The sequence below is a fragment of the Pseudomonas sp. NPDC087697 genome (assembly GCF_044743155.1).
Classification (GTDB): Bacteria; Pseudomonadota; Gammaproteobacteria; order Pseudomonadales; family Pseudomonadaceae; genus Aquipseudomonas.
In genome coordinates, this window is sequence record NZ_JBIUVW010000009.1 from 68781 (window position 1) to 94417 (window position 25637).

Below are 25637 nucleotides of genomic sequence, written 5' to 3' on the forward strand. Positions count from 1 at the left end.
ATTAAGACTCTGAAACAACCGCCAAGTGCCTCACCACGCACTGCTTCAGATCGGCGGCCGGTCCGCCCAGCGCTCAAAAAAACACGTCCCAACGCGGTGCACTTACGCACCACAACAAGGCAAAACCTGCGTTCATCCACCCAACAATTTTCCAGAATGCCCGAGGCAGAGCCCTTGACCAGACTTGGCACGGCTCTCGCTTTAGCAAGCCTGTGCAGGAGTCATCACAGGTTCGCGGCACCACAATTTGCAATGGCTGACTAGGGTTCCGGCTCGCGAAAGCGAGTGACTGGTCCGAGAGTTGGCGACCTCCAGTTGAGGTTACACGGCGGGACAAAAGCCCGGGAGACAAGCCACCGTTCGCGGTGCCGCGTTGCTCCTGTCCGCCCCCTTGATCAACTGGAGAACCATCCATGTCCCAGCTTCGTATCCCCACTCTGCTCGCCGCTGCGTTCGCAGCACTCGTCAGCTTCTCGGCCCAGGCCGCACAGAAGGACCACTTCAACGTCTGCTGGACCATCTACGCCGGCTGGATGCCTTGGGAGTACGCAGGCAGCCAGGGCATCATCGACAAATGGGCGAAGAAGTACGGCATCAGCATTGATGTGGTACAGCTCAACGACTACGTCGAATCGATCAACCAGTACACCGCCGGCCAATTCGACGGCTGCACCATGACCAACATGGATGCGCTGACCATTCCGGCAGCGGGCGGCGTCGACAGCACTGCACTCATCGTCAGCGACTTTTCCAATGGCAACGACGGCATCGTCATCAAGGGCGAAGGCAAAACCGTCGCTGACCTCAAAGGCATGAACGTCAACCTGGTGGAGCTCTCGGTGTCCCACTACCTGCTGGCACGCGCGCTGGACACGGCGGACCTCACCGAAAAAGACCTGAAAGTGGTCAACACTTCCGACGCCGACATCTCGGCCGCCTTCAACACTGACGTCGTCAAAGCCGTGACCACCTGGAACCCGATGCTCTCGGACATCAAGGCCAAACCCGGCGTGACCCAGGTGTTCGACTCCAGCAAGGTCCCCGGCGAAATCATGGACATGATGGTGGTCAACACCCAGACGCTCAAAGACAACCCGGCACTGGGCAAGGCGTTGACCGGCGCCTGGTTCGAAGTAGTGGCGTTGATGAACGCCAAGTCCGCCGCCAGTACCGCTGCGCTGGAACACATGGCCAAAACCTCGGGCACCGATCTGGCGGGTTTTCAATCGCAACTGGACACCACCAAATTGTTCGCCACGCCCAAGGAAGCACTGGCATTCGCCACCAGCGAGCAACTGCCGAAAACCATGCGCAAGGTCGCCGAGTTCTCCTTCCAGCACGGGCTGCTCGGTGAAGGTGCCAAGGACACCAGTGCCGTCGGCATGGCCTTCGCCAATGGCGTGACCAGCGGTGACAAGGCCAACCTCAAGCTGCACTTCGACCCGAGCTACGTGCAAATGGCCGCCGACGCCAAGCTGTAAGAGGACACGGCCATGCGCCTGATCAATCGCCACCCTGATCGCCCGAGTCGCCTGTTGCTGGTGATCCTGCCCTTCGCGTTGGTGCTGTTTGCCTACTTCATGGGCTCGGCCGAACGACTGACGGACAACCCCAACGACAAGCTGCTGCCCAGCGCCGTGCAAATGAGCGACGCGGTCAAACGCCTGGCGTTCACCGCCGACCCACGCACCGGCGAATACCTGCTCTGGCAGGACACCGGTGCCAGTCTTCAGCGGCTGGCTATAGGCCTGGGCATCAGTGCATTGGCCGGGCTTTGCCTGGGCATCGCGGCAGGGTCACTGCCGTTGTTCGGCGCACCGTTGTCGCCCCTGCTGACGGTACTGTCGATGGTGCCACCACTGGCGATTCTGCCGATTCTGTTCATCGTTTTCGGGTTAGGGGAGTTGTCGAAAGTGATGCTGATCGTGATCGGCATTACCCCCTGTCTGGCCCGGGATCTGGAACAGCGTGCACGGGAGATTCCGGTCGAATTGCTGATCAAGGCCCAGACCCTCGGCGCCTCGACCTGGACGGTAATTCTGCGGGTAGTACTGCCGCAATTGCTGCCGCGCCTGCTGATATCCCTGCGGCTGATGCTGGGTTCGGCGTGGTTGTTTCTGATCGCCGCCGAAGCCATCGCCTCCACCGACGGTCTGGGTTACCGGATCTTCCTGGTGCGCCGCTACCTGGCGATGGACGTGATCCTGCCTTACGTGGTCTGGATCACCCTGCTTGCCTGGCTGATGGACTGGGGTCTCAAGCGCCTGACTCAAACCGTCTTCCCCTGGTACGAAGGAGCGCGGGCATGAGCTTCATCACAGTCAAAAACGTCTGGCAGCAATATGCCGATCAGGTAGTGCTCGAAGGACTGAACCTACAGGTCAACGAGGGTGAGTTTTGCACACTGGTGGGCGCCTCGGGTTGCGGTAAATCGACCTTTTTGCGGCTGCTGCTGGGCCAGGAAAAAGCCAGTCATGGCGAGATCCTGCTCGATGGCCAGCCGCTGGCCAGCGAACCGGATGCCAGCCGTGGCGTGGTGTTCCAGCGCTACTCGGTATTCCCGCACCTGACAGTGTTGGACAACGTCGTCCTCGGTCTCGAACTGCCGCGCTCGCCGCTGCTCGGACGGCTGTTCGGCAGTGCCAGGCGCGAGGCTCGCGAACAGGCCTCGGTGCTGCTGAAAAAGGTCGGTCTCGGCCACGCGCTGGACAAGTACCCGGCGCAGCTTTCCGGCGGCATGCAACAACGGCTGGCCATCGCCCAGGCACTGATCATGAAGCCCCGAGTATTGCTGCTCGACGAACCGTTCGGTGCCCTCGACCCAGGCATTCGCAAGGACATGCACAACCTGCTACTGGAGCTGTGGCGCGAAACGCAACTGACGGTGTTCATGGTCACCCACGACCTGTCCGAAGGTTTCAGCCTCGGCACGCGTCTGCTGGTGTTCGACAAGGTCCGCCACGACCCGCACGCCCCCGGCGCCTATGGCGCGCGTATCACTTACGACATCCCTTTGAACAGCGACCGCCGCGCCACTCGTGCCGCCGTCGACGCCCTGCCGGCAATGCTGGCGGGCACGCTTCGTATCGCTTAGAGGATTTTGCACATGACAGATTCGACCCAACTGTTCCCGCCCTTCGCCGAAGAAATGCTCCCCGGCGGCGGCCATAGGTCATTCGTTCTGAAACGGGGCCAATTGCTGCGCCTGACCGACCTGCGCGGCGGTGCCAACGTCAGCCTTACGTTGCTCAACGCCAATGAAAGAACCGAACGCCTGAACCTGCCCGACAGCCTCAAATGCCAACACACCGCCAAGCTCACCGCCGGCCATTGCCTGTACTCGGATATGGGCCGGGTGCTTGCGGCAATCACCGCCGACACCTGTGGCTGGAGCGACAGCATCGGCGGCGTGCTCTGCGCTGCGGAGGTGGCGGAAAAATACGGCCAAGGACGTTTTCAGGAATTGCGTAACGGCTTCTACCGTAACGGTACCGACAACCTGCTGGTGGAACTGGGCAAATGGGGATTGGGGATCTGCGACTTGCTGATGACCCTCAACCTGTTCAGTCGGGTCAACGTCGATGACGCCGGGCGTTTGTACTTTATCGAAGGCAATTCCAAGGCCGGCGACTACATCGAACTCTATGCGCCGATGGACACACTGGTAGTGCTCACCGCCCTGCAACACCCGATGGACCCCTCGCCCGAGTACGCGCCCAAACCGCTCAAGCTTAGCTGGATGAACGCCGACGCCAGTGTCGCCGAACACTGCCGTACCTCGCGCCCGGAGAACGAGCGCGGCTTCATCAACACCGACCGTTTGTTCGCCTGAGGACTCCTGCCATGTCACTCGCCATCGCTACTGCTCAACAGCTGCCTGAAACAGCGGTCTACCGCGCCACCATCCCGTCCGGTGAACCCTGGCTGATGGAGGTCAAGGCCGGCCAGACCCTGCGCATCCTCGACCTTGAAGGTAATCAGGCGGTCGACACGTTGTTCTACAGCCTGAAAAACCCCAAGGAACGCTACGACGTACAGCGCACCCTGCGTCGGCAAAACAGCATCTACCTGAGCACCGGCAGCGTGCTCTATTCCAACTTGGGCCAGCCAATGTTGACCATCATCGCCGACACCTGCGGGCGCCACGATACCCTCGGCGGTGCCTGCGCCCAGGAGAGCAACACCGTGCGTTACGCATTGGAAAAACGCTACATGCACAGCTGCCGTGACAACTACCTGCGCGCCTGCGCTCACGACGGGCGGTTGGGCAAGGGCGACATCGGACCGAACATCAACTTCTTCATGAACGTGCCTGTTACCGCCGACGGCGGCCTGACCTTTGAAGACGGCATCTCGGCGCCCGGCAAGTACGTCGACCTACGAGCGGAGATGGATGTGATCGTGCTGATCTCCAACTGCCCTCAACTGAACAACCCGTGCAACGCCTACAACCCGACCCCTGCGGAACTTCTGCTATGGAACTGAAACTCGCCCGCCTGCGCCGCTGGTTGTTTGTCCTGTGCCAGAGCCGATCTGGCCAATGCCTGAAACACCGCCCGTAGGAGCTGCCGAAGGCTGCGATCTTTTAGGGGGGCACTAAGCCCTCAAGAGCAAGATCAAGAGATCGCAGGCTGCGCCAGCTCCTACAGGGGGCAGCATCAACTTCTGTCACCCGGGACGGCCCTGGTGCATTTCGAAAAACTGCGGGACGGCCCGCATCCCAGGTCGGGGCTGAGTGAGCTCGGCCCGCGGGGGTTATGCCATGTTCGAAAAACTCTTGATCGCCAACCGTGGCGCCATTGCCTGTCGCATTCTGCGGACCCTGCGCGAATTGCAGGTCAAGGGCGTTGCCGTGTACTCCGAGGCCGACGCCGCCAGCTTGCATATTCTGCATGCTGATGAGGCCCATAGCCTGGGCGAAGGTGCGGCATCCGGCACTTATCTGGCCGTGGAAAAAATCCTCGCTATCGCCAAAACCAGCGGCGCCACGGCGATTCATCCCGGCTATGGGTTTCTCTCGGAGAACGCTGCGTTCGCCGAAGCCTGCGAAGCCGCCGCAATTGCCTTCGTCGGCCCGACACCCGAGCAGCTGCGAGTGTTCGGCCTCAAACACACCGCCCGAGCCCTGGCCAAACAGCACGGCGTGCCGATGCTCGAAGGCACCGAACTGCTCGACAGCCTCGACGCTGCGCTCGTCGCCGGTGAACAGGTCGGCTACCCGGTGATGCTCAAAAGTACCGCCGGCGGGGGTGGTATCGGCATGCGCGTATGCCACAGTGCCGATGAGTTGAGCGAATCCTTCGAGGCGGTAAAACGTCTGGGGCAGAACAACTTCAGCGACGCCGGGGTGTTCATCGAGAAGTATATCCAGCGCGCTCGCCACCTCGAAGTGCAGGTGTTCGGCGATGGCCAGGGCGAGGTGATCGCCCTCGGTGTACGCGACTGCTCGGTACAGCGGCGCAATCAGAAAGTCCTCGAAGAAACCCCGGCACCGAATCTGCCCGACGGCATGGCCGATGAGCTGTGCGTGGCGGCGATCAAACTGGCGAAAGCGGTAAATTACCGCAGCGCCGGCACTGTGGAATTCGTCTTCGACAGCGAAGCCCAGCGCTTCTACTTCCTTGAAGTGAACACCCGCTTGCAAGTGGAGCACGGTGTCACCGAGCAGGTCTGGGGTGTCGATCTGGTGCGCTGGATGGTGCAACTGGCGGCCGGTGATCTGCCGCCCTTGAGCGAGTTGATCCAAGGTCTGAAACCTTGCGGTCACGCGATTCAGGCGCGGTTGTATGCCGAGGATCCGGGTCGGGACTTTCAGCCGAGCCCCGGGCTTTTGACTGCGGTGAACTTCCCCGCCGCCGACGGTAAACAGCTGCGCATCGACACCTGGGTCGAGGCCGGTTGCGAGATCCCGCCGTACTTCGACCCAATGATCGCCAAGCTCATCAGTTGGGCGCCTGGCCGCGAAGAGGCCTGCACCGATCTGCATCAAGCACTCGGCGACAGCCTGTTGTACGGCGTCGAAACCAACCGCGACTACCTGCGGCAAATTTTACTCGATGCACCGTTCGCCAGCGGCCAGCCGTGGACCCGTTGCCTGGAAGGATTGGTCTATCAAACCAACACCTTTGACGTGCTCAGTGCCGGCACACAAACCAGTGTTCAGGATTACCCAGGCCGCCTCGGTTACTGGGCGGTCGGCGTGCCGCCGTCGGGGCCGATGGACAGCCGTGCGTTGCGTTTGGGCAATCGTCTGCTGGGCAATGACGAAGGTGCGGCGGCGCTGGAAATCACCATGAGCGGGCCGCTGCTGCGGTTCAATTGCGCGGCGGTGGTGGCGGTGACCGGTGCGGTGATTCCACTCACGTTGAACGGCCAACCGGTGCCGATGAACACTACGTTGTTGATCCCGGCCGGTGCGACCCTGAGCCTCGGCACGATGGCCGGCGCCGGTGTACGTAGCTACCTGTGCCTGCGTGGCGGTCTGCAAGTGCCGGACTATCTGGGCAGCAAAAGCACCTTCACCCTTGGCCAGTTTGGTGGTCATGGCGGTCGCGCCTTGCGCGCCGGCGACGTGTTGCACCTGGCCCCGTTAAGGGACGACAGCGCTGGGCAAACCCTGCCCGCCGAGCAGGTGTTGGAGCTGCCAAAAGTGCGGCAGATTCGGGTGATCTACGGCCCTCACGGCGCACCGGAATATTTCACCGAACGCTACATCGAGACCTTCTTCGCCACTCAATGGGAAGTCCACTTCAATTCCAGCCGGACCGGTGTTCGGCTGATCGGCCCTAAACCAGAGTGGGTTCGAGCAGACGGCGGTGAGGCGGGTTTGCACCCATCGAACATTCACGACAACCCTTATGCCATTGGCGCGGTGGACTTTACCGGCGACATGCCGGTGATCCTCGGCCCTGACGGTCCAAGCCTGGGTGGCTTCGTCTGCCCGGTGACGGTGATCGAGGCCGATCTGTGGCAGCTCGGTCAGCTCAAGGCTGGCGACAAGGTGCAGTTCCTGCCGGTCGATCTTGTAGATGCCCGCAAACTTGCCCTGAAATGGGATTCCTGTGGGAGCTGGCTTGCCTGCGAAGAAGTTGATGCGGTGTCTGATCTGGCCCCTTCGCGAGCAAGCCCGCTCCCACAGGGGATTGGATCGCCTGTGATACTGGATATCGGCCAGGACGACACGCGTCTGGTAGCGAGATTGTCTGGCGACACGCATTTGCTGCTGGAAATCGGCGCTCCCGAGTTGGATCTGGTGCTGCGTTTTCGCGCTCACGCCTTGATGCAAGCGCTCGAAGCCAAAGCCTTGCACGGGGTGATCGACCTGACGCCGGGCATCCGTTCCTTGCAAGTGCATTACCAGCCCGAGCTACTGCCGCTGGCCGATCTGCTGGGTATCGTCGCCGGAGAATGGGACGCTGTGTGCGCCGCCAAAGACCTGCAAGTGCCGTCGCGCATCGTCCACTTGCCGCTGTCCTGGGACGACCCGGCGTGCCAGTTGGCGATCGAAAAATACATGACCACCGTGCGCAAGGATGCACCGTGGTGCCCGAGCAATCTGGAGTTCATCCGGCGCATCAACGACCTGCCCAACCTCGATGAAGTGCAGCGCACGGTGTTCGATGCCAGCTATCTGGTGATGGGGCTGGGTGACGTTTACCTCGGTGCGCCGGTCGCCACCCCGCTCGACCCACGACATCGCCTGGTGACCACCAAGTACAACCCGGCGCGGACCTGGACTGCCGAAAACTCGGTGGGCATCGGTGGCGCCTACCTGTGCGTGTACGGCATGGAAGGCCCTGGCGGTTACCAGTTCGTCGGGCGCACGTTGCAGATGTGGAACCGCTATCGCGACGTCGCGGCGTTCGACGGCAAACCCTGGCTGTTGCGCTTCTTCGACCAGATCCGTTTCTACCCGGTCAGCGCCGATGAGTTGCTGCGCATTCGCCGCGACTTCCCGCTGGGTCGCTTCGAACTGAACATCGAACACAGCCAACTGAACCTCGCCGACTACCAGACCTTCCTTGCTCAAGAAGCCGAGAGCATCGCGGCGTTCCGCAAACAGCAACAAGGCGCTTTCAACGCCGAACGCGAACGCTGGATCGCCAGCGGCCAGGCACACTTCGACAGCGAAGAAGCGGTTTCGGAACCGGCCGAAGACGCGTTCCTGGAAGACGGCCAACAGAGCGTCGACAGCCACATCGCCGGCAACCTCTGGCAGGTTCAGGTGCAGACCGGCAGCCGTGTCGCCGCCGGTGATGTGCTGGTGATTCTGGAGTCGATGAAGATGGAAATCCCGCTGCTCGCGCCTATCGCCGGTGTGGTCCGGGAAATCCGTGTGCAACCCGGTTCGGCGGTGCGCGCCGGGCAGCGGGTCGTGGTGCTGGAACTCGACTGAATTCATTCAAACAAGGATTTGAGCCATGAACATCACTCTGCAACTCGACGCTCTGCGCGCCACTTACCGTGCCGGCAGCACAACACCTCGGCAACTGCTGCTAGGCCTGCGAGAAAAAGCCGCCGCGCTGAACCCCGACTATCACCTGTTCATTCACCTGCTCAGCGTCGCGGAACTGGAGCCCTACCTCGCCGCGCTGGACGGCCGCGACATCGACAGCCTGCCGCTATACGGCGTGCCGTTCGCGATCAAGGACAACATCGATCTGGCGGGCATTCCCACCACGGCGGCGTGCCCGGCGTTTGCCTATGTGCCCGAGCGTTCGGCGACCATCGTCGAGCAGTTGCTGGCCCTCGGCGCCATTCCATTGGGCAAGACCAACCTCGACCAATTCGCCACCGGCCTCAACGGCAGTCGCTCGCCCTATGGCGCTTGCCCTAACAGCGTGTTGCCGGAGTACCCGTCAGGTGGTTCCAGCGCAGGCTCGTCCTTGGCCGTGGCATTGGGCGTAGCAAGCTTTGCTCTGGGCACCGACACCGCCGGTTCCGGGCGCGTACCGGCGGCGTTGAACAACCTGGTCGGTTTGAAGGCCAGCAAAGGCCTGATTTCCACGACAGGTGTGGTTCCGGCCTGTCGCACGCTGGACTGCGTCACGACTTTCACCGCCACCGCCGGTGAAGCCAGCCAACTACTGGCGCTGACTGCAAAACTCGATCCGCGTGACGAGTACAGCCGCAGTAATCCATTGTGGAACGACGGCTCGGCGTTCGGTGCCGTGCGGCCGTTTCGCTTCGGCGTACCACGCGCTCGGGACCTGGAGTTTTTTGGCTGTGCCGAAGGTCCGCGGCTGTTCGGCGACGCCATCAATCAGCTCAAGGCGTTGGGCGGCGAAGCGGTGGAGTTCGATCTATCGCCATTCCTCGACGCGGCGCGCTTGCTCTATGAAGGGCCGTGGGTCGCCGAGCGCTACAGCGTCGCCGGTGAATTGCTGGAGCAACATCCCGAAGCCGTGTTGCCGGTGATTCGTGCGGTGCTGGCCAAAGCACCCACGGTGGATGGGGTGCAAACCTTCCGCGCGCACTACCGCCTGCAAACCTTGAAAGCACTTTGCGACAAAGCCTTGGCCGACGTCGATTGCGTGCTCACACCCACCATCGGCCGCCCGGTGACCCTCGCTGAACTGTACGCTGAACCCGTGCTGCGCAACTCCGAACTCGGCTACTACACCAACTTCATGAACCTGCTCGATTACGCGGCAGTCGCGGTGCCCAGCGGCTTCATGGGCAATGGTTTGCCGTGGGGCGTGACGTTGTTCGGCCGGGTGTTCACCGATCAATATCTGCTGAGTCTGGCGGATGGGTTGCAACGGCAACAGGGTTCGACCTCGACAGCCCCGATCAACCCGGCGCGAAATGATCGGGCGCGGCTGGTGGTATGTGGCGCGCACCTGGACGGCCTGGCGTTGAACGGGCAACTCAAGCAGCGCGGTGGACGGCTGATTGAAACCACCCACAGCTCGACGGATTACCGGCTCTACGCCCTGGCCGGCGGCCCACCGTTGCGCCCCGGCATGCTGCGGGTAAGCGAAGGCGGCGTGGCGATTGCGGTGGAAGTCTGGGAGTTGCCGAGCAGCGAGCTGGGCTCGTTTCTGACCGGGATACCTGCCCCATTGGGTCTGGGCAAGGTGCAACTGGCGGACGGTCGCTGGGAGAGCGGGTTTATCTGCGAGCCGTATGGGTTGGAGGGGGCGACGGATATCAGCCATCTGGGCGGCTGGCGGCGGTATCTGCAAAGCCACTGATCAAGCGCATACCGCACTCGTAGCTGTTGGGGGGACGAGTGCGGCTCAAGGACATCGACACTACCAACGGTCAGAAAATCGCCGAGAAAGTTCGTCAATTGATCGAGCGGCAGCGCTATATCTATGAAGGACATGAGCTACAGGTTACCGTCACGCCCTGCACAGCCTGCTGTCACGCGCCGACCAGGCGATGTACCGTGCCAAACCAACCGGCCGTAACCGAACCTGTACGCAAATGACTCACTCCAACCATGAATAAACCTGACTTGTGCCCGGCCTGTGGCACCCGCAACGATTGCAGCCTGGCCGACCCGCGAACCGCCGACCAGGCCTGCTGGTGCTATGGCGTAAGCATCGACCCGGCGGTGCTTCTGGCGCTGCCCGCCGAACTGCGCGACCAGTCGTGCCTGTGCCCGCGCTGTGCTCAGGTCGAGTCGCAGCTGCAAGCAGCCTGCTAGCCTATCGAGTAAGATGCGCGCCCTTTCCCAATCTGCCGACCGTCATGCGCGTTGACCGTTTCCTCAGCAACCTGCCCCGCTACAACCGTAAACAGGTGCGTATGCTGTTGGTCGAACGGCGGATCAAGGTCGACGGGCAGATCGTCAGTGACCCGCACTTCGAAGTGCGCGAGTTCAGCCGTGTCGAGTGCGACGATGAAGTGCTGCAAGCCGGCAAACCACCGCGTTACTTCATGCTGCACAAACCACCAGGCTGCGTCAGCGCCACCCGCGACCCGGAACACCTGACCGTCCTCGACCTGATCCTTGAACCCGACAAGGACGACCTGCATATCGCCGGGCGACTGGACTTCAACACCACCGGGCTGATGCTGATCACCAACGACGGTTCCTGGTCGCGGCGCCTGACCCAACCGCAGACCAAACTGCCGAAGGTCTACTACGTCGAGACCGAACAACCCATCACCGATGAATACGCACAGACCTTCGCCCAAGGCCTGTACTTCGCCTTTGAAGACCTCACCACCCAGCCCGCCGAACTGGTTGTGCTAGGCGAAAAATGTGCGCGGTTGAGCATCGTCGAGGGCCGTTATCACCAGGTGAAACGGATGTTCGGCCACTTCGATAACAAGGTCTTGCGCCTGCACCGTGAGCGAATGGGGCCACTGGAGCTCGATGAAGCATTGAGACCGGGCGAATACCGCCCACTCAGCGACAAAGAAATCCAGCTGATCTGAAGCAAGCGACCGCTGAGCAGAAGTTGTCGAACAATTTACTATCGGCACTTGCGCGATCGCCCCTCCCCTGCTTGAATCAGGACGTCGGCCCAAATGTGACCGACGAGTCACAACATACTTCTAAGAAACTTTTTGTCGGCAGAGAGCCTCGCAGATTTCACCTCTCCCGACAGACTGCCCGCCAATAACAATACCCGTCGACCAGCCTTCACCGGATCGACATGGGCTCAAAAAATTCCAGGCGTATGCCTACCTGTCACAAAGCTCGTGCAATCTCATTGCGCGCATACCCGCTTGCCAGGAGTCTTATGACATGAGGCCAGAAATCGCTGTGCTGGATATACAAGGTCAGTACCGGGTTTACACGGAGTTCTATCGCGCAGACGCCGCAGAGAAGACCATCATTCTGGTCAACGGCTCGATGGCCACCACTGCATCGTTTGCACAAACCGTGAAAAACCTGCACCCGCAATTCAATGTGGTGCTGTACGACCAGCCCTACGCGGGCAAGTCAAAAGCCCACAATCGGCACGAGAAAATGCTCACCAAGGAAGTCGAAGGGCTGATCCTTCTTGAGCTGATCGACCATTTCGCCGCCGAACACGTGCTGTCGTTTTCCTGGGGCGGTGCCGCAACCCTGGTCGCCCTGGCCCATCGGCCACGGCGCATCGAAAAAGCTGTGATCAGCTCGTTCTCTCCGGAGATCAATGAGCACATGCGCGATTACCTTGAACGCGGTGTCAATTACCTCGGTAGCCGGGACGGTGATCGGGTCGGCACACTGGTGAACAGCACCATCGGCAAGCACCTGCCGACGCTGTTCAAGCGCTTCAATTATCGTCACGTCAGCAGCCTGGCCGAGCATGAATACGGGCAGATGCACTTCCACATCAGCGATCTGCTCAACAGCGATCGCCAATGCTTTCTGAGCGCCGCGGAGAAAATCGACGTGCCGGTGCTGTTCATGAACGGCGAATGGGACGAGTACACCGCCGTCGACGGCGCCCGACTGTTCGCCAACCACGTGCAGCACGCCACCTTCAGCACCCTGCAGGCCACCGGCCACTTTCTCGACATGGAACACAAAGCCGCCTGCCGAGACAGCCGCAATGCACTGCTGGGCTTCCTGAAACCGGCGCAACACGAAAGCCGACCGCGTTACCACTACGTCCAGGACCAACATGCATTGGCCATTTGAAACAGCGTCCTCGCGAGCAACCTCGTCTTCCTAGGTACACACATTACCTATAGGAACGAGGCTTGCCCGCGACAGACCGCAACACAGTTTCAAACCCTGTGTACCTCCGCCATCGCCCGCGCTGAACCCAGCTGCCGACGAGGCATGCCCTTGCCCGTCCAAACCTGCAAAAACCCACGTAAACACAGATCCGCCAAAGAAAAACTTCAAATCCCCGGCCACATCTGGTACAAAGTCAGCCGCTCTGAGCGGGTGTCGTATAATGGCATTACTCCAGCTTCCCAAGCTGATAACGAGGGTTCGATTCCCTTCACCCGCTCCAATCAGATTTCAGTCTCACGTCATTTTTTGACGGGGGATGCAGGTAAAGAAAAAACCGGCCTTGATGGCCGGTTTTTTCGTATCTGGGGTTTGGTGGAATCGAGCTCTGAGGCATCCCCCCACTTTCGTCCGTTGTCCGCTGATCGATGAGTAAGTGCTCTCGGGGCGTTAGCGACTACCCTGAAGTCTGTTAGCGTTTTTTTCTAAAAACACGGATTTATTATCAAATTTCATCAAGCGTTAACATTTTCACACCTACGAAAATTAGCGTTTTCGCACGGGACTCGCAGCAACTTCATCTTCGATGAATACGAAGACGCGTGCTTTGCCTGGCGCTATCTCGATCTGACCGAACACGTCCTGTACACCGCACGTGTCGTCGAGCACACGATTCGAAAGGAGATGGCGGATGAAGCCAGAGTACTGGTGATCTTTCAGCAAGCTCAGGACCGGCTGAAAGAAGTACTGGAAATGCCAGACCAGGATGCGAACCGCATCATCCGCTCCATCAAGGAGAACGGCTGGGTGGTGTCCGGCAAGCTAAAGAAAGGGTACCCGCAGCTTGAAGATGAACGCATGGCAGAACGCGTTGTGGAGGCCGTGCGTTCTGCGTTTGAGGATCGTGAGATGGGGGGCGGTGAAGAGTGATTCTACGGCGAGGTGGATTAATGCCAGCCAAATTCAGTGTCGACCACCCATTTACTGGTGGCACAAAGAAGCCAATTTCCGAAAAGGCAATGCCCTACACGACGCTAGGAATTGTCCGTACACTTGCGCATTGCTGTGCATTTGCAACGAGGCCTATAGTCGAGCCGGCGCCATAATGGCGCTTCGGGTTTGGCGACTCGATGCCAATGTACAAAAGCCTCCGATCGGTTTTCGGATCGCTTTAAAGCACTTAGCTGCCTGCTTTTTGGTAGCTGTGCGCGGGAGATCTTCGGGTCTGCCGGGTTGTCCATTGTCCGGTTCGCCAACCTGCGTACAGCTGCCACCCATTTCGTTTGGCGACGGTTGAGTGGTAGACCTCTTTACCCAATGGAGCTCTACTCATGAATGAATACATGGCCTTAACCAGCAATGCCGACGATCTACCCTCCCTGTTCGTCAACACCACTCAACCGCTGCATTCACTGCTCAGCACGGCCAGCTACAGAATCCGAGCCGTGACGCAGGTTCTTGAAAACCTCGCGATGCGGGGTGACATCACCACTGACTCGGTCATTCTCAGCGACTTCGCATTGCTCTGCTGCATACCTTTGCGCGACGGTTGCGACGTACTGGATGTCATTGCGCGACGTATGGATGCAGAACCGTCCTGACGTCACAAGGGGCGCTGTTTCGGCGCCCCTTGTGTTCAAGCGGATGTCATGCAGCGTGCTGAGCCCTCCCGGTTTTCCGACAGTTCTAAACTGGAGTTTGGCCGATTTCAGGACCTGTTTTCGGCCTCGTTGGGCGAATCTGCTGCCGCCGCCGCGATGCAGAATTCGTCGGCGCGCGCCAGGCCCTGGCGCCGCCCCTAGATCTTGACACCGCAAACCATGCATGCTAGCGAGTGCTATACTTCTTTCGAATTGCATGAAATGTGCAACGTTCCCCACGGGCACAGATACCGACTGCAAATCTCAGTTAACGGCTGCAGGACAGGAGAGGTCTACAGCAAACACGAGACGGGAGGTGTAGCGTGAATCGACACTATTACATCAGTGACAATCTCGACGATCTTGAAACCGTTGAAAATGAATTGGAAGCCAACGGCATCAATACCGAACAAATTCATGTGCTCAGTGAAAAAGTTGCTGATGTTGAAGAGCATCACCTCCACGAAGTTAACTCGTTAATGAAACAAGATACTGTTCACTCTGGCGAGATTGGTGCGGTGGTCGGTGTGCCACTCGCGGCGCTGGTCCTTGGCGGCGCTTATTGGCTGGGCTGGACCAAATCCGCCGCAGGATGGGTGCCTTTTATCTTCCTTGCCATTGTTATAGCGGGCTTCTGCATCTGGGAAGGCGGCTTTTTGGGTATCCAGGTGCCAAACACTCACTTCCGCAATTTTAAACAGGTGGTAGACGAGGGCAAACATATCTTCTTCGTGGATGTTGAGCCGGATCAGGAATCGGTATTGGACCGGGTAATCGAACATCATCCAAGGCTGAAGAGTGCTGGCACGGGAACGGCAGCCCCCCACTGGACCGTAGCCTGGCAGCACAAATGGCATCAGTTCAAGCGAGTGATATCGGGTTAGCCCCTGGAGGCTTGAGGCCATCCGGAAGTGCCATCCGGAAGTTACTTATTGGCCGAAGAAAATGACCCGGCTGAGGAAAACATAGTCTGCCTCGGTGGCCATCAGTCCGACGAGCACCAGTAAACATAAAGGTGGCACCAATATGGCGTAGACCATGGCCAACCGTTCCCAGGCCATATGCATGAAGATGGAGACAATTAAACCTGCCTTCAACAACATGAGCGTGATAATCAGGAACCACCTGACGTAGCCCTGAAAGTGAAAATAGTCGACAAGATACGACAGCGTGCTGAGGACGAATAACAGCCCCCATACTTTAAGGTACAAACTGATTGGATGTTGCTGACCCTGAGCATGCGCCATCATCAGTGCTCCTCTTCAGAACCTGTTCACGATCTACCATAAATAGAAGAAAGCAAAAATAAACACCCACACCAAGTCTACGAAGTGCCAGTAAAGCCCGGCTATCTCGACGATTTGATAGTTTCCGGAGCGCTCATAATCTCCGCGCAATACTTTCAGCGCCACAATGCTGAGGTAGATGACGCCGACTGACACATGCAGTCCGTGAAAACCGGTAATCATGAAAAAGCTGGCACCAAATTGCGCCGCCCCCATGGGGTTCCCCCAGGGACGCACCCCTTCTGCGATGAGCTTGCTCCATTCAAATGCCTGCATGCTGACGAAGGTCACACCAAAGGCTGCGGTCGCCAGCATCAGGGCTGTGGTTTTCGCGCGATCACGGCGATAGGCGTAATTAACTGCCATGGCCATGGTGCCACTGCTACTGATCAGCACAAAGGTCATGATGGCGATCAGAATAAGTGGGATTTCTCTACCGCCGATCGTCAATGCGAAGACTTCACTGGGGTTCGGCCAGGCGCTGGTGATGGTCATGCGTACCGACATGTAGCCGGTTAAAAAGCAGGTGAATACAAAAGTATCGCTGAGCAGGAATATCCACATCATCGCCTTGCCCCAGGGGACCTGCTTGAAAGCCTCTCTATCCGAGGACCAGTCGCTGGCGATGCCCTGCCATCCCGATGCAGGCGGCGAGCTGGGTGGGTTGGATGAACTGGACTCGACTGGGGCTGGTGGGTGCGATGCCATGGCTTTTCACCTCAGGCCGCAGAATCTGGCGATGGCTTCATAGGTTGCCGGCGTGCTGGTCAGCAGAGCGAATAGCACGAACCAAAGACCGAGCAAGTAATGCCAATAGATGGCACAGAGCTCTACGCTGGCGCTGAGTTGCGGCAACGGCACGTGATGCAGGAATTTAGCGACGGTTCTGCTCCAGGCTATCAGCCCGCCCAGCAGGTGGAACCCATGCAGGCCGGTCAACAGATAGAAGAAACTGTTGGCCGGATTGCTGGCGACAAAGTAGCCCCAGGCGACAAACTGCTGCCAGACCCAGAGTTGTCCCGTCAGAAAGGCAACTGCAAATACGCCCCCCAACGCAAAGCCGATGACAGTTGCGTCCAGTCGAGCCTGTCGGGCGGCCATACGCGACCACTGCAGTGCAATGCAACTGAATACCAGAAAGGCCGAATTCAGCCATAGCTGCCATAGATTGGCTAACGGCGCCAGGGGCTCTGTCAGAGGTAGCCAGTCGGCCATCTGTGAGCGCTCGATAAAGGCGACCAGGAAGAGAAAGAATAACGAGCTCACCACGGCCAGAAACAAGCGCAGGCCTATTCTTGCGTTTTGGATTCTATCGGCACCCTCGGCGGCCTGAATACCCTCAGGATCGCGACTCCAACTGCCGCCGGGGTCAGCGCTGTCGGCGTTTCTCAATAGCAGTCTGTTCATGTTTTAACGTCCGCTATCCTGGTTCCGGCGCTGAGTTGCCGCATCTGCTCCAGCTCCTCGTCGGAGACCGTTTGCGGAACGAAATCCTGTTCTATTCCCGGCACGCTGTAGTCATAGGCCCAGCGATGCACGACCGGCAGCTTCGCTCCCCAGTTACCGTGTATCGGCGGGGTGTTCGGCGTTTGCCATTCCAGACTGGCCGCGCCCCAGGGATTGCTGCCTGCGGGCTTGCCTTTAAATACACTCCAGGCCAGGTTGAACAGGAACAGCAGTTGGGAAACGCCGACGATCAATGCGACCACCGTAATGAAGGCATTCAAGTCTTGCGCCGACTGCGGGATGAACGCGTAGTTGTCATAGGCGTAATAGCGGCGTGGCATGCCCTGGAAACCCAGGTAGTGCATGGGGAAGAAGATGGCGTAGGTGCCCAGAAAGGTAATCCAGAAATGCAGCTTGCCCAGGGTGTCGTTCGTCATGCGCCCGGTTACTTTCGGGAACCAATGATAAATGCCGCCGAACACCACCAGTACCGGTGCGACACCCATGACCATATGAAAATGGGCCACGACGAAATAGGTGTCCTCGAGCGGAATATCCACAATCACATTGCCGAGAAACAACCCGGTCAGACCGCCGACCAGGAAGGTGACGATAAAGGCCAGGGCAAACAGCATCGGCACGGTCAGATGGATGTCGCCCCGCCACAGGGTCAGCACCCAGTTGTAGACTTTCAGTGCGGTCGGCACCGCGATGATCAAGGTAGTGGTGGCGAAGAAAAAGCCAAAGTACGGGTTCATTCCGCTGACATACATATGGTGCGCCCAGACCACAAAACTGAGTACGCCAATCGCAATAATGGCCCACACCATCATTCGGTAGCCGAAGATACTTTTACGCGCATGCGTGCTGATCAAGTCGGAGACCAGACCAAACGCGGGAAGAGCAACGATGTAGACTTCCGGGTGACCGAAGAACCAGAATAGATGCTGGAATAATATTGGGCTGCCACCTTGGTGATTGAGTTGCTGCCCCAGCGAGATGATCGCCGGTATGAAGAAGCTGGTGCCCAACAGTTTGTCAAACAGCATCATGACCGCACTGACAAACAACGCCGGGAAGGCCAGCAAGGCCATAATCGAGGCCATGAAGATTCCCCATACGGAGAGCGGCATGCGAAACAATGTCATGCCGTGCGTGCGCGCCTGCAACACCGTGGTGACGTAGTTCAACCCGCCCATGGTGGCTGCGACAATAAAAATCGCCAGCGAGACGAGCATCAGTACGATGCCCCAATCGGTCCCCGGTGTCCCCTTGGTAATGGACTGTGGCGGATAGAGCGTCCAGCCCGCACCGGTGGGGCCGCCAGGGACAAAGAAACTGGCGAGCAACACCAGTACCGCTAGCAGGTAGAACCAGTAACTCAGCATGTTGACATAGGGGAAGACCATGTCACGGGCGCCCACCATCAGTGGGATCAGATAGTTGCCGAAGCCACCCAGAAACAAGGCTGTCAGCAAATAAATGACCATGATCATGCCGTGCATGGTCATCGCCTGATAGTAAGTGCTGGCGTCCATGAACCCCAAACTACCGGGGAAGCCTATCTGCATGCGCATCAAGTCGGACAACATTAGGGCTATAAGACCCACGAATAAGGCCGTCAAGGAATATTGAATGGCTATGACCTTGTGGTCCTGACTCCAGATATATTTGGTCAGGAAACTTCCGGGTTCGTGCAGTGCTTCCGTTTCGGCTTGCTCCGCATAGGCCATCACGTCATCCTCCTGCTGAAGTTTCGGTGTACTTCTGGCTGCTTTACGGCTGCTTTCCTGGCTCCGCCTTGCTCGCATCAGCGTCGGCATTCGCCATGGATTTGATAAAAGCGATCAGTGCATTCAACTCCTTATCGCTCAGTGCAAAGGTCGGCATGACGGGTGCATAGCCCTTGATGATTCTGGAATTGGGCTTAAGAACCGCTTCTTTGATATAGCCCTCATCGACCTTTATCGTCGTACCGTCGGCAAAGGTTTCTGTCTTGCCGTACAGGCCCTGCCAGCTGGGGCCGACGCCCTTACTGCCATCGACACTGTGGCAGGCCAGACAGCCGAACGACTTGGCCAGCCGCTGTCCCTGCGCCACCAGGTCGTCACCTGGGCTCGACGCTTCGCCGGCAGAAAGTTCGCCGCCTTGGCGCGCAGTACCCAGTGATTTGATCAGGGTGACGAGAGCACCCAGTTCATCTTCATTGAGAGTATAGGCCACCATGACCGGCGGGTAGCCCTGCACCCGTCGCGCCTTCGGATCGAGGATCGCCGCTTTCAGGTAGGCCTCATCGACCAGCACACTGGTGCCATCGGCAAGCTGTTCGGTGCGGCCGTACAACCCCTTCCATCCCGGACCGAGACTGGCACTGCCATCCTGGCTATGGCAGGCACTGCAGCCGTGCTTTTCGACCAACAGGCGGCCTTTTTCCAGCACGCTGTCCCGACTGGGCTTGGCAGCTGCCGTTAATGTTTGCGCAAAAGTCGGTTGGCTGCTCAGCCATTGATCGAAAGCGTCCTGTTCGTCCACGATCATATGGCCGCGCATGTTGTAATGCCCTACGCCACAATATTCAGCGCAAAGGACTTCATATTTCCCGATTTTAGTCGGTGTAAACCAAAAGTACGACACCATCCCTGGCACCATGTCCATCTTGCTGCGCATTTGCGGCACATAGAAATTGTGCAACACATCTTTAGAACGCAGTAAAACCTTTACCGGCTTATTGACCGGAAGATGAACTTCACTGCTTATTACAAGCACATCGTCCTGCCCGGCAGGATCATTGGGATCAAGGCCGAAGGGGTTGGTGGAATCAACAAACTTGATATCCGATCTGCCCAGCTTCCCGTCCTGGCCGGGAAAACGAAAGGCCCACTGCCACTGCTGGGCGACCACTTCAAGTTCATAAGCTTTTTTCGGTACTCGGACAAAATCACTGTAAACAACCAGACCTGGCGCCAATAATCCGACAATACCTACCGAGGTAACTATAACTAACCATAATTCCAACTTTTTATTTTCTGGCTGATAGGCCGCCTTGGCCCCCTTCTTGTGACGATAACGCATCACGGCTACCGCCATAAATACCGTGACAGCGATGAAAAATATTCCGGTAATGATCAGGGTGATGAACAGGGTGGTGTCTATTGACCCCCAGTTGGAAGCTGCCGGTGTCGCCTGCCAAGGCGCTAGTATGTTGAACAGCACTGAGGCAACAACGATTAGAATCAAGATAATTGCCAGTGCCATTTTCTCTTCATCCTGTTCCTGTTACTCGCTGGTTACGCAAAAGCATCGCCACTCAACAGCATCGTCAAATTAATATCAATCTGACGTTCCAGCAGGATCGACAAGTACCACCACTCCTGATGGCAAAGTCAGCAAGAAGTATAGTTCAGGAACGGAACGAGCGCTTTTCCTGAAGAACCTGATACCCGGATATTCCAACTTCAACATCAAGTTAATTGTTTAAACCTGTTCGCTATCTATAACTGTAGGTATTCAGCCTAACGTCTCCCGGGACTAAATTAGGCGTAGCGACTTTTTTCCGATCAGTCAAAATGATTAGGGTCGAGCCCGACCTCCCTCAAGCAAGGCCCGGTTGCCAGCTATACTTAATTTCCGATTACGGACGGTAGAGATCGGCCAGAAGCGGCCCGAGCTACAGAGTCCAGCAGTCCACTACGGAGGTTTCGTCATGAGCGCCTTGACGATCGAAGGCTGGTGCAAAATCAGCGGCAACCAAAAGTCCATCCCGGTGGGGGAGATCCATTTTGACGTCGACGGCCCTCTTCATCTGCGCCTGGAGGAAGCTGAGGAACGCCTGCAGAAGACCCATGAGCCTGAAGCCATGGTCGATGTGGACATGAGTTCAATGGATTTGATCGTGCCAGAGGGATACGGCCCCTTGTCCGACTGCCAAATGCGCGTCTATTTGCAACACGAGCGCGGTCAGTTCCATCTGGTCGGACATCGAGCGAGCGATGGCAGCTTGATCTATACCAACGCGGTTTTGATTGATCAGTTGCTTGAGTAGCGACTACGTGATTCTCGGCATCGGTTTTTCTCTGTGGAGGTAACGCTGTGCTGAAAACTCACCTTTTAAGCAGTACCAGTCGATGACTTCCGTTCGGAGTCTTCAGCTTTGGGTCCAGGCTGTGTGAAGCGTCCAACGTCGCGATGGCTTGACGGGGGGATGCAGGGACAAGAAAAACCGGTCCTCAGTGGCTAATGCCGATCAGTTAAGCGAAATCCATGTGGGAGCGGGCTTGCTCGCGAAGGCGGTGTGCCCGGCAACATTAATGTCGACTGACACTCCCTCTTCGCGAGCAAGCCCGCTCCCACAGGTTCCGCACCTTAACTGACTGGTATTGGTCCTCAGTGGCTGGTTTTTTATGCCCGCCATTCAGCAAAAACACGCGTTGCGCTGGCGTTGAAGGAATCAGAAACACTCCAGCGCTTCTCCCGAACGCCACGCCTTGCTGTGGTTCCTACACTGTTCCCTACCATTCATCCGCTCTGTCGCCGCCAGTGGTGGTTATAGTGTTGATAACTAATTTTCAGTAGGTATAGTAACCACCTACACAGCACAGGGAAGTGATGTGAATAGCCGATATTTGATAACCCAAATCGTCGCAGACGGCTGGTATCTGGTACGGGTCAGGGGCAGCCACCACCACTTCAAGCATCCAACGAAGCCCGGGCTGGTCACCGTCCCACACCCGAAAAAGGATTTACTGACGAAGACTGCCGTCAGCATCTTGCAACAGGCCCTGCTGTATTGAATCGGCGCACAGCACCCAGAGGACAACGAACATGCTCTACCCAATTGCGATTTCAATGGGCGATAACGAACACGCCTGGGGCGTGGAAGTGCCGGACATTCCGGGTTGCTTCTCGGCTGGCGATGACCTGGACGATGCGATCGCCATGGCGCGCGAAGCCATCGAAGGCCACTTCGAAATACTCGCCGAAGACGGCTCGGCGATTCCGCCCGCCAACAAAGTCACCGTGCACGCGGCCAATCCGCAGTACGCCGGCGCCACCTGGGCATTGGTGGACATCGACGTCACCAAGTACCTGGGCAAGGCACAGAAACTCAACATCACCCTGCCCGGCTACCTGCTGACCCGTATCGACGAATACGTACTGCATCACCCGGAGGAGAAAAGTCGCTCTGGCTTTCTGGCCTCGGCGGCGTTGAAAGTGTTGCAACAAGGCTGATGCGCCCAGTAGCGGAGCGAGGCTTAGCGGGTCGCGACAATGAACAAACGCGGGAACGGCAACAACACCGAGCCATCGGCCAATACCGGGAAGAAAGGCTCTAGCGCTGCCAGATAGTGCTCGAGGTACTGCACCTTTTCTGCCTCGTCGAGCGGTTCAAGAAACGGTCGCAAGCCGCTGCCCTTGAACCACTCGACCACGGCCGCAGGACCACCCGCCAGCGGATGATGGTACGTGGTGCGCCACACATCGACCCGCAAGCAGCAGGCACGCAGTATTTGGTAGTAACCGTTGGCATCATCCAGGGTAGTGCGTTGCCCGGCGACATCCGCCAACTTGCTGGCCCAAGGACCACTGCTGGCGACTTCACGCATCATCCGATGCGACGGTTGATCGAGGTTGTCGGGCATTTGAATTGCCAGGCTGCCACCCGGCGCGAGTTTGGCCACCAGCGACGGCAACAGCGTGGCGTGGTCGGGTAGCCACTGGAACACCGCGTTGGCAAAGATCACATCGAACGGGCCAGACTCGCTCCAGGTGGCAATATCGGCGGTGTCGAAACGTACGCCCGGCAAGCGTTTGCGGGCAGCGTCGATCATATCGGCCGAGCTGTCGAGCCCACGCACCGCGGCGTTGGCAAAGCGCTGCACCAGCAATTCGGTGGAGTTACCGGGGCCGCAACCGACGTCAATCACCGAACGCGCATCGGTGTTGGGGATCGCAGCCAGCAAGTCGCGCGCCGGGCGCGTGCGCTCATCTTCGAAAGCCACATACTGTTTGGCAGACCAGCTCATCGCGTACTCCTGTGACGGGTCAGGATATGAGCGACGCGCTAGACTCTGCGTTTCGCTCGTGGGGCGCCAGTAAGCGACAGCCCTGCCAAGTTCGTCAAGACTCGGGTGGATGATGTGGTGAAGGTGCTTACGCCGATGTCGGGTAAGTCCGGTCGGTAGAGTTCAATGCCAGCTCGAAGGCCAAACGTGCCCTCTCTCGCAAGGGGGACGCGATTCGCGTAGCAGCTGCCGAAGGCTGCGTTCGGCTGCGCAGCAGTCGTAAACCCTGAATCCACGGTTAACCTGAAGGAACGCGTTGCCTGATTTTACGAGCGCTGCGCACTCGAACGCAGCCTTCGGCAACTGCTACGGATCGGTGTCAATTCTGCGAGGCCGTGACAACGGCACACAAAAAAAAGAGCGACCCGAAGGTCGCTTTTTTTGGTTTGGCGAAACGCTGGATCTAGTGGACCCAGGCCCCGCCTTGCCAATGCCAGCCATCGTTGCGCTGTTCCCAATGCGGGTGCACGTAACGATAGCCCCGGTGTTCCGGTTCCCAGTGCCCGCGAACGGCGACATAACGTCCGCCTTCCCAACGCCAGTAACCGCGCGACCAGACATAACCCTGCCGGCCCTCTGGCTCCACCTCAATGACACGCACCGGTGGCGGCTGCGGTGCGATCACTTCGACGTACTCGCGTGGTGGCGGGCGCCGGTCGTGAACTACCCGCTCCTGTACACAACCGGAGGCCGCGATGACCACTGCTACCAATGCCGCGTAACGTAACAACATGCTGCCTCCTGAGGCTCATTGACCAATAGAGTAACCCCGTAAAACCATGCCCCCTTTACCGCCGCGCTCCTGCTTGGCGTATGAATATTTGTACCAGCAGATATCTGTCTAATACCTGAACCCACCCACTGGAAGTATGTAAAGAAAAGTTGACCTTCCACCGCTCGCAAAACCTGCGAGAAAAAGTGGAACGCCTTCTTTATTGAGCTGTTCTAGATGCACGTTATTCAGCATCGCGTCAGCTACACGGGTAGAAACTACACTGGCTGCTGTCGACGTCTCTCTTGATACTCGGGAACCTCCTACATGCACGTGCCACATGCCGTTTTGCGCCCGTTGTGTCTGTCGGCCTGTTTGCTGTTGTTTCCCTCCCTGGCCTTAGCCGGCACGCCCGCTGCGCTCAACCCGAGCGACATTGCCTGGCTACGCCGCGATGGCTTCGACCTGGATGCCGCCAACCTGGCGCGTTTGCGCAGCATGGGCCGCGAGGGTCTGCTTCAAGCCCAATTGGCCGACCGCATCAACGACCCGCTGCCGCCAGCGATCAACGCGCTGCTGCACAGTTATCCGGTGCTGAGCACGCCGCCCGAATCCTTGCTGCTGGCGTTCAAGAGCCAGCAGGAACAGCTCAAGGCCATGCCCGAAGGCGACGCCAAAAACGCCGCGAAAAAGGACGCACAACAACAAGCCAGCGAACTCGCAGAGCAAGCGCGTGAAGCGGTGCTGTTGCGTGCGGTGTATGGGCCCAATCAGCTCAAGGAGCAGTTGGTGGGTTTCTGGCTCAACCACTTCAGCGTATTTCAGGGCAAAGCTCGGGTACGGGTGCTGACGGCGGACTACGCCGAACACACGATCCGTCCACACGCCTTGGGCAAGTTCAAAGACCTGGTGATGGCTACTCTCAAGAGTCCGGCAATGCTTGAGTACCTGGACAACGCGCAAAACGCCCAGGGCAAAGTCAACGAAAACTACGCCCGCGAACTGATGGAGCTGCACACGCTGGGCGTCGGTTCGGGCTATACCCAGCAAGACGTGCAGCAACTGGCGTTGATTCTGACCGGCGCCGGACTGATGCCACTCGATGGTCGGGTGCAGAAGTTTCCTCCTCGGCTACAAGCCTTGGTGGTGCGAGAGGGGCTATTCGAGTTCAATCCGCGTCGTCACGATTTCAGCGACAAGGTGCTGCTCGGCCAACCGATCAGAGGCAGCGGTTTTGACGAGATTCGTCAGGCCGTAGAATTGATTACCCGGCAGAAAGCCTGTGCGCATTTTGTCTCGCAACAGTTGGCCGAATACTTCGTGGCCGATCAGCCGCCGCCGGCGCTGGTGGAACGGATGGCCAAGACCTTTCAGAACAGCGACGGCGATATCGCCCAAGTGATGCACACGTTGTTCGAGTCCAAGGAGTTACTGCAAGGCGTCGGCACCAAGTTCAAGGACCCGATACAGTTTGTGGTGTCGGCGGTGCGGCTGGCCTATGACGGTAAACCGCTGGCCAACGCCAAGCCGATGATCAATTGGCTCAACCAGTTGGGGCAGCCGGTGTTCGGTCGCGTGACACCGGATGGCTGGCCGCTGGAATCCAGCGGTTGGTCGAGCTCAGGGCAGATGTCCAAACGCTTCGAAATCGCTCGAGCAATCGGGCGCGGGGATAACCGTTTGTTTACCCCGGAAGGTAGCAACCTGCCCGGGCCCGGATTTCCGATGATCACCACACCGTTGTTCTACGAGGCCATCTCTCCACACCTTTCAGCAGCGACCCTTGGCGCGCTGAACAAGGCCGTGTCGCCTCAGGAATGGAATACCTTTTTGCTCGCCTCGCCTGACTTCAATAACCGCTAA

23 protein-coding genes, 1 tRNA gene, 2 pseudogenes and 1 riboswitch are annotated in these 25637 nt (G+C 58.4%); of the genes and pseudogenes, 19 read left to right on the plus strand and 7 right to left on the minus strand.

The genetic code is table 11. From position 1 onward, the window contains the following. Positions 1 to 249 precede the first annotated feature (249 nt). A riboswitch (guanidine-I (ykkC/yxkD leader) is annotated at positions 250 to 350 on the plus strand. A 63-nt stretch (positions 351 to 413) separates the two neighbouring features. The 15 genes and pseudogenes from ACIPIN_RS09460 to ACIPIN_RS09530 all read left to right on the plus strand — a co-directional run bounded on the left by ACIPIN_RS09460 (position 414) and on the right by ACIPIN_RS09530 (position 15152). Next, positions 414 to 1481, plus strand: a complete 1068-nt coding sequence (locus ACIPIN_RS09460; protein WP_401117774.1) for a putative urea ABC transporter substrate-binding protein — start codon at positions 414 to 416, stop codon at positions 1479 to 1481. Between the two features lie 12 nt (positions 1482 to 1493). Next, entirely contained in the window at positions 1494 to 2309 is an 816-nt protein-coding gene (locus ACIPIN_RS09465) for an ABC transporter permease (protein WP_401117776.1), read from the plus strand. Beyond that, entirely contained in the window at positions 2306 to 3094 is a 789-nt protein-coding gene (locus ACIPIN_RS09470; protein ID WP_401117778.1) for an ABC transporter ATP-binding protein, read from the plus strand. Before ACIPIN_RS09465 ends, ACIPIN_RS09470 begins: the two co-directional genes overlap by 4 nt. A 12-nt stretch (positions 3095 to 3106) precedes the next feature. Beyond that, on the plus strand, positions 3107 to 3832 hold the full coding sequence (locus ACIPIN_RS09475) for an urea amidolyase associated protein UAAP1 (RefSeq protein WP_401117780.1): 726 nt from the start codon (positions 3107 to 3109) through the stop codon (positions 3830 to 3832). Between the two features lie 11 nt (positions 3833 to 3843). Beyond that, complete coding sequence (locus ACIPIN_RS09480) at positions 3844 to 4485, plus strand: urea amidolyase associated protein UAAP2 (RefSeq protein ID WP_401117782.1); 642 nt, start codon at positions 3844 to 3846, stop codon at positions 4483 to 4485. Positions 4486 to 4762: 277 nt separating this feature from the next. After that, positions 4763 to 8395, plus strand: coding sequence for an urea carboxylase (gene uca, locus ACIPIN_RS09485; protein WP_401117784.1), 3633 nt, complete (start codon positions 4763 to 4765; stop codon positions 8393 to 8395). 25 nt (positions 8396 to 8420) lie between these two features. After that, positions 8421 to 10196 (plus strand): allophanate hydrolase, encoded by a 1776-nt coding sequence (atzF, locus tag ACIPIN_RS09490; RefSeq protein WP_401117786.1) that lies wholly within the window; start codon positions 8421 to 8423, stop codon positions 10194 to 10196. A 38-nt stretch (positions 10197 to 10234) separates the two neighbouring features. Then, positions 10235 to 10455, plus strand: a pseudogene (locus ACIPIN_RS09495) (GGDEF domain-containing protein); the annotation flags it as partial. Beyond that, on the plus strand, positions 10448 to 10654 hold the full coding sequence (locus tag ACIPIN_RS09500) for a cysteine-rich CWC family protein (protein WP_401117788.1): 207 nt from the start codon (positions 10448 to 10450) through the stop codon (positions 10652 to 10654). The pseudogene ACIPIN_RS09495 and the gene ACIPIN_RS09500, both read left to right, overlap by 8 nt. A 44-nt stretch (positions 10655 to 10698) precedes the next feature. After that, on the plus strand, positions 10699 to 11391 hold the full coding sequence (locus ACIPIN_RS09505) for a pseudouridine synthase (RefSeq protein WP_401117790.1): 693 nt from the start codon (positions 10699 to 10701) through the stop codon (positions 11389 to 11391). A 313-nt stretch (positions 11392 to 11704) separates the two neighbouring features. After that, positions 11705 to 12589, plus strand: a complete 885-nt coding sequence (locus tag ACIPIN_RS09510) for an alpha/beta fold hydrolase (RefSeq protein WP_401117792.1) — start codon at positions 11705 to 11707, stop codon at positions 12587 to 12589. 248 nt (positions 12590 to 12837) lie between these two features. Continuing rightward, positions 12838 to 12911, plus strand: a tRNA-Gly gene (locus ACIPIN_RS09515). 278 nt (positions 12912 to 13189) lie between these two features. Next, positions 13190 to 13558 (plus strand): annotated as a pseudogene (locus tag ACIPIN_RS09520) (cell filamentation protein Fic); the annotation flags it as partial. A gap of 401 nt (positions 13559 to 13959) precedes the next feature. Next, positions 13960 to 14229, plus strand: a complete 270-nt coding sequence (locus ACIPIN_RS09525; RefSeq protein ID WP_401117794.1) for a short-chain dehydrogenase — start codon at positions 13960 to 13962, stop codon at positions 14227 to 14229. A gap of 362 nt (positions 14230 to 14591) precedes the next feature. Continuing rightward, positions 14592 to 15152 (plus strand): magnesium transporter, encoded by a 561-nt coding sequence (locus ACIPIN_RS09530; protein WP_401117796.1) that lies wholly within the window; start codon positions 14592 to 14594, stop codon positions 15150 to 15152. 45 nt (positions 15153 to 15197) lie between these two features. Here the strand turns inward: ACIPIN_RS09530 and ACIPIN_RS09535 are convergent, their stop codons facing one another. Genes ACIPIN_RS09535 through ACIPIN_RS09555 form a run of 5 tightly spaced genes read right to left on the minus strand, consistent with a single transcriptional unit; the run spans position 15198 to position 20255 of the window. Continuing rightward, positions 15198 to 15515 carry a cytochrome C oxidase subunit IV family protein gene (locus tag ACIPIN_RS09535; RefSeq protein WP_123428798.1) on the minus strand — a complete coding sequence of 106 codons (318 nt, stop codon included), beginning with the start codon at positions 15513 to 15515 and terminating at the stop codon, positions 15198 to 15200. A gap of 33 nt (positions 15516 to 15548) precedes the next feature. Then, a complete protein-coding gene (locus tag ACIPIN_RS09540) occupies positions 15549 to 16262 on the minus strand; it encodes a heme-copper oxidase subunit III family protein (protein ID WP_401117798.1) in 714 nt (237 codons plus the stop codon). A gap of 6 nt (positions 16263 to 16268) precedes the next feature. Next, positions 16269 to 16961 carry a cytochrome c oxidase subunit 3 gene (locus ACIPIN_RS09545; protein WP_401117800.1) on the minus strand — a complete coding sequence of 231 codons (693 nt, stop codon included), beginning with the start codon at positions 16959 to 16961 and terminating at the stop codon, positions 16269 to 16271. After that, a complete protein-coding gene (gene ctaD / locus ACIPIN_RS09550; protein ID WP_401117802.1) occupies positions 16958 to 18733 on the minus strand; it encodes a cytochrome c oxidase subunit I in 1776 nt (591 codons plus the stop codon). Before ctaD ends, ACIPIN_RS09545 begins: the two co-directional genes overlap by 4 nt. A gap of 43 nt (positions 18734 to 18776) precedes the next feature. Beyond that, a complete protein-coding gene (locus ACIPIN_RS09555) occupies positions 18777 to 20255 on the minus strand; it encodes a c-type cytochrome (RefSeq protein ID WP_401117804.1) in 1479 nt (492 codons plus the stop codon). 448 nt (positions 20256 to 20703) lie between these two features. Between ACIPIN_RS09555 and ACIPIN_RS09560 the strand changes: the two genes are divergently transcribed. From ACIPIN_RS09560 to ACIPIN_RS09570, 3 genes are all read left to right on the plus strand, one after another. Continuing rightward, on the plus strand, positions 20704 to 21042 hold the full coding sequence (locus ACIPIN_RS09560; RefSeq protein WP_401117806.1) for a hypothetical protein: 339 nt from the start codon (positions 20704 to 20706) through the stop codon (positions 21040 to 21042). A gap of 565 nt (positions 21043 to 21607) precedes the next feature. Further along, the gene (locus ACIPIN_RS09565) at positions 21608 to 21790 is read left to right on the plus strand and encodes a type II toxin-antitoxin system HicA family toxin (protein ID WP_095082823.1); all 183 of its coding nucleotides are present in this window, start codon (positions 21608 to 21610) and stop codon (positions 21788 to 21790) included. A 31-nt stretch (positions 21791 to 21821) separates the two neighbouring features. After that, on the plus strand, positions 21822 to 22229 hold the full coding sequence (locus ACIPIN_RS09570; protein ID WP_054596083.1) for a type II toxin-antitoxin system HicB family antitoxin: 408 nt from the start codon (positions 21822 to 21824) through the stop codon (positions 22227 to 22229). A gap of 23 nt (positions 22230 to 22252) precedes the next feature. Here the strand turns inward: ACIPIN_RS09570 and tam are convergent, their stop codons facing one another. Beyond that, positions 22253 to 23023, minus strand: a complete 771-nt coding sequence (tam, locus tag ACIPIN_RS09575) for a trans-aconitate 2-methyltransferase (protein ID WP_401117808.1) — start codon at positions 23021 to 23023, stop codon at positions 22253 to 22255. A 442-nt stretch (positions 23024 to 23465) separates the two neighbouring features. After that, a complete protein-coding gene (locus tag ACIPIN_RS09580) occupies positions 23466 to 23795 on the minus strand; it encodes a hypothetical protein (RefSeq protein WP_401117810.1) in 330 nt (109 codons plus the stop codon). Positions 23796 to 24101: 306 nt separating this feature from the next. On the opposite strand from ACIPIN_RS09580, the gene ACIPIN_RS09585 reads away from it, so the two are divergent. After that, positions 24102 to 25637 (plus strand): DUF1800 domain-containing protein, encoded by a 1536-nt coding sequence (locus tag ACIPIN_RS09585; protein WP_401117812.1) that lies wholly within the window; start codon positions 24102 to 24104, stop codon positions 25635 to 25637.